Raw genomic sequence first — 4,301 nt, forward strand, 5'->3', positions numbered from 1 at the left:
GTGGCGGCCCGAGCCCGGGCGGGTGCTGTTCGCGGGCAACGCGCGGCAGGCCCTCGCGGCGGCCCTGACGGTGCTCGCGCCGCCAGGCTCCCGGCTGGGCGTCGAGGAACTGACCTACCCGGTGGTGAAGGCGATCGCGCACCGCCTCGGGATCACCCTGGTGCCCCTCGAAGTGGACGGCGACGGGCTCGTGCCGGACTCCCTCGACGCCGCCCACCGCAAGGCCCCGCTGAACGGGGTCTACCTCCAGCCCGCCCTGCACAACCCGCTGTCGGTGACCATGCCCGGCGCCCGCAGGGCGGAACTGGCTGGTCTGCTCGACCGGCTCGGCCTGTACGCGATCGAGGACGCCGTCTGGTCGTTCCTCGCCGACGGCCCGCCGCTGGCGGCGCTCGCCCCCGGCAGGACCGTCCTGGTCGACAGCCTGTCCAAACGGCTCGCTCCCGGCCTGACCGTCGGGTTCGCGATCGTCCCCGAACCGCTGACGGCGGCCACCGCCACGGCGCTGCGGTCCGGCGCGTGGACCCCGTCGGGGTTCGCGCTGGAGGCGGCCGCCCGCTGGCTGGAGGAGGACACCGTGCGGACGGTGTCGCTGGCCAAACGGGACGACGCCGCCGCACGGCAGCGGCTCCCCGCCGAACGGGTGGCCGGGTTCGCCGTCCGCACCGCCCCGCACTCCTACTACTGCTGGTGGGAGCTACCGTCGCCCTGGCGCGCCGACACGTTCGTGGCCGCGGCCGCCCGCCACGGCATCGCCGTCACCCCGGCCGCCGCCTTCGCCGTCGGTGACCGCCGCACTCCGGGCGCCGTCCGCCTCGCCCTGGCCTCCCCACCCCTCCCGACCCTCGACCAGGCACTCCGCACCCTCGCCGAGCTCGCCGCCACGACACCCGACGACGTCCTGGCCGACTGACCGCCCGCGCCACTGATCCGCGCACGCCAGGAAAACGCGACGGGCGCCCTGGCAGGACCAGGGCGCCCGTCGTGTGGTTCGGTCAGGCGGGGCGGAAGCGGCGGAGCCGCAGGCTGTTGCTGACGACGAAGACGCTGGAGAACGCCATCGCCGCGCCGGCGAGCATCGGGTTGAGCAGCCCGGCGGCCGCCAGCGGGAGCGCGGCCACGTTGTAGGCGAACGCCCAGAACAGGTTCCCCTTGATCGTGGCGAGGGTGCGGCGGGACAGCCGGAGGGCGTCGGCGGCGGCCCGCAGATCGCCGCGGACCAGGGTGAGGTCGGCGGCCTCGATGGCGACGTCGGTGCCGGTGCCCATGGCCAGACCGAGGTCGGCCTGGGCGAGGGCGGCGGCGTCGTTCACTCCGTCGCCGACCATCGCGACGGTGCGTCCCTCGGCCTGGAGCCGTTTGACGACGTCGACCTTGTCGGCGGGCTGCACCTCGGCGACGACCTCGGTGATGCCGACCTCCGCGGCGACGGCACGGGCCGCGGCCTCGTTGTCTCCGGTCAGCAGGATCGGGGTGAGCCCCAGCTCCCGGAACCGGCGGACCGCCTCCGCGCTGGTCTCCTTGATCGTGTCGGCGACGACCAGCACGGCGCGCGCCTCGCCGTCCCAGGCGACGGCGACCGCGGTCTGCCCGGCGGACTCGGCGGCCTGCTTGGCCAGGGCGAGCTCGGCGGGCAGCCGTAGCGCCCATTCTCCGAGGAGCTGCTCCCGGCCGACCAGCACCCCGTGCCCGTCGACGACGCCCTGCACTCCCAGGCCCGCGAGGTTCTGGAAGTCGTCCGGCACGGCCAGGGGCCCGGTCCGCTTCTCGGCGGCTCTGGCGATGGCGCGGGCGATCGGGTGCTCGGAGGCGTGTTCGAGCGCTCCGGCCAGCCGCAGCACCTCCTCCTCGTCCTGCCCTTCGGCGGTGACGACGCGGATCAGGCTCATCCGGCCCTCGGTGACGGTGCCGGTCTTGTCCAGGACGATCGTGTCGACCGCCTTGGTCGATTCCAGCACCTCAGGGCCCTTGATCAGGATGCCGAGCTGCGCTCCCCTGCCGGTGCCGACCAGCAGCGCGGTCGGTGTGGCCAGCCCGAGGGCGCACGGGCAGGCGATGATCAGGACGGCGACCGCCGCGGTGAACGCCGTCGCGGCCGGGGCTCCGTCGCCGAGCCAGAAGCCCAGGGTGGCGACGGCCAGCACGATGACGACCGGCACGAAGATCCCGGAGATCCGGTCGGCGAGCCGCTGCGCCTTGGCCTTGCCGTTCTGCGCGTCCTCGACGAGCCGTGCCATCTGCGCGAGCTGGGTGTCCGCGCCGATCCGGGCGGCCCGGACGACGAGCCGTCCGCCGGCGTTGACCGTCGCGCCGGTGACGGGGTCGCCGACCCCGACCTCGACGGGGACGGATTCGCCGGTGAGCATACCGGCGTCGACCGCCGACGACCCCTCGGTGATCACCCCGTCGGTCGCGATCTTCTCTCCCGGCCGGACGACGAACAGGTCGCCGATCTTCAGCGAGCCGACGGGGATCCGCTGCTCCACGCCGTCGCGGAGCACCGCGACGTCCTTCGCCCCCATCTCCAGCAGCGCCTTGAGCGCGGCGCCCGCCCGCCGCTTGGAGCGGGCCTCGAAGTACCGTCCGGCGAGGATGAAGACCGTGACGCCCGCCGCGACCTCCAGGTAGATGTTGCCCGCGCCGTCCGACCGTTCGATCGCGAAGCGGAACGGGTGGGTCATGCCCGGTTCGCCGGCCGTCCCGAAGAACAGGGCGTACAGCGACCAGGCGAACGCGGAGATCGTGCCGAGCGACACCAGCGTGTCCATGGTGGCCGTGCCGAGCCTCAGGTTCTTCCACGCCGCGACGTGGAAGGGCAGCGCGCCCCACACCAGGACCGGCGCGGCGAGCGTCAGCGACGCCCACTGCCAGTTCCGGAACTGCAGCGCCGGGATCATCGCCATGAGGATGACCGGCACGGCCAGCAGCGCGCTGACCGTCAGCCTGGTCCGCAGGGTGTTCAGGGCGGTGTCCTCGGCCGGTTCCGCCGCGGGCTCGGCCGCCGCGGGCAGCGACGCCGTGTAGCCGGCCTTCTCGACCTGGGCGATCAGCTCGTCGGTGCTGACGCCTTCGGTGAAGCTGACGCTGGCCTTCTCGGTGGCGTAGTTGACGGTCGCGGTCACGCCGTCCAGCCTGTTGAGCCGTTTCTCGATCCGGTTGGCGCACGAGGCGCAGGTCATCCCGCCGATCGAGAGTTCGACCCGGTCCAGGGCGGTGTTCATCGTTCTTCTCCTCCTCGTCCGCTCATCCGGTCGACGTCCACGGGCCGGGGTCAGCCGACCAGTTCGTAACCGGCCTCGTCGACGGCCTCACGCACCTGCCGCTCCTGGAGGGGAGCCTCGCTGGTGACGGAGACCTTGCCGGTGGGCAGGTCCACCAGGACCAGGCCGACTCCGGCGATCTTGCCGATCTCCTCGGTGACCGAGGAGACGCAGTGGCCGCAGGTCATGCCCTTGACGGTGTACTCGGTGGTCGCCATCGCTCTGTCTCCTTCGGTCCGGTGCCTTGCTTCGAGCTCAACGCTATACCCCTAGGGGGTATTTCGGAAGCGTGCGTGACCGTGATCACTCCTCGGGGAGCGTCAGGGCCGTCCGGTGAGGGCGGGGAGGTGGCCGGTGGCGCGCAGGTGGTCGCGGGCGTGGGCGATGGCGTGCGGGGTGCCGGGAAAGATCAGGCCCTGGTCGCGGAGGTGGTCGGCGACGCCGAGGGTGGCGAGCACCTGGTCGTGGCCCGGTTTGATCCCCGACAGCAGGACCAGGATCCCTCGGTGTTCGAGCCGGGTGATCGCGTCGCCGAGGACGTGCGCGCCGGTCGCGTCGAGCGTGGAGATCCGGGACATCCGCAGGATGACGACCCGGACGTCGGCGATCTCGGTGAGCTCCAGCAGGAACCGGTGGGCGGCGCCGAAGAACAGCGGCCCGTCGAGCCGGTAGGCGACGATGTGGTCGGCGAGCAGCTCGTGCTCCTCGGCGTGGTGGTCGGCCGGGTCGAGGGCGACCTGCTGGAGCCGGGTGGCGCGGGCGATGGACCGCAGCGCCAGCGCACCCGCGATCACCATCCCGAGGATGACGGCCTTGACCAGGTCGAGCGCGAGGGTCGCGGCGGCGGTGAGCACCATGACGATCCCGTCGGAGCGGGTCGAGCGGGCCAGGGCCAGCCGCGACCCCGCCTCGACGATCCGGACCGCGGTGGCCAGGAGGACACCGACGAGCGCGGCGAGCGGGATCCGGCCGACCAGCGGGGCGGCCACCAGCACGATCCCGGCCAGGACCAGCGCGTGGGTGAGGGCCGCCAGCCGGGAC

4 protein-coding genes are annotated in these 4,301 nt (G+C 73.2%); 1 reads left to right on the top strand and 3 read right to left on the bottom strand.

The window, feature by feature from the left end:
- On the top strand, nt 1-913 hold a 913-nt coding region (locus ACYVE7_RS30105), incomplete at its 5' end, for an aminotransferase-like domain-containing protein (RefSeq protein ID WP_460369438.1).
- Between the two features lie 82 nt (nt 914-995).
- On the opposite strand, the gene ACYVE7_RS30110 is transcribed toward ACYVE7_RS30105, so the two are convergent.
- From ACYVE7_RS30110 to ACYVE7_RS30120, 3 genes are all read right to left on the bottom strand, one after another.
- Entirely contained in the window at nt 996-3,221 is a 2,226-nt protein-coding gene (locus tag ACYVE7_RS30110) for a heavy metal translocating P-type ATPase (protein ID WP_460369439.1), read from the bottom strand.
- A 50-nt stretch (nt 3,222-3,271) separates the two neighbouring features.
- The gene (locus ACYVE7_RS30115; RefSeq protein ID WP_460369441.1) at nt 3,272-3,478 is read right to left on the bottom strand and encodes a heavy-metal-associated domain-containing protein; all 207 of its coding nucleotides are present in this window, start codon (nt 3,476-3,478) and stop codon (nt 3,272-3,274) included.
- 102 nt (nt 3,479-3,580) lie between these two features.
- Nucleotides 3,581-4,301: STAS domain-containing protein (locus ACYVE7_RS30120; protein ID WP_460369443.1), on the bottom strand; the 721-nt coding region annotated here is incomplete at its 5' end.

The organism is Actinocorallia lasiicapitis (genome assembly GCF_054778695.1).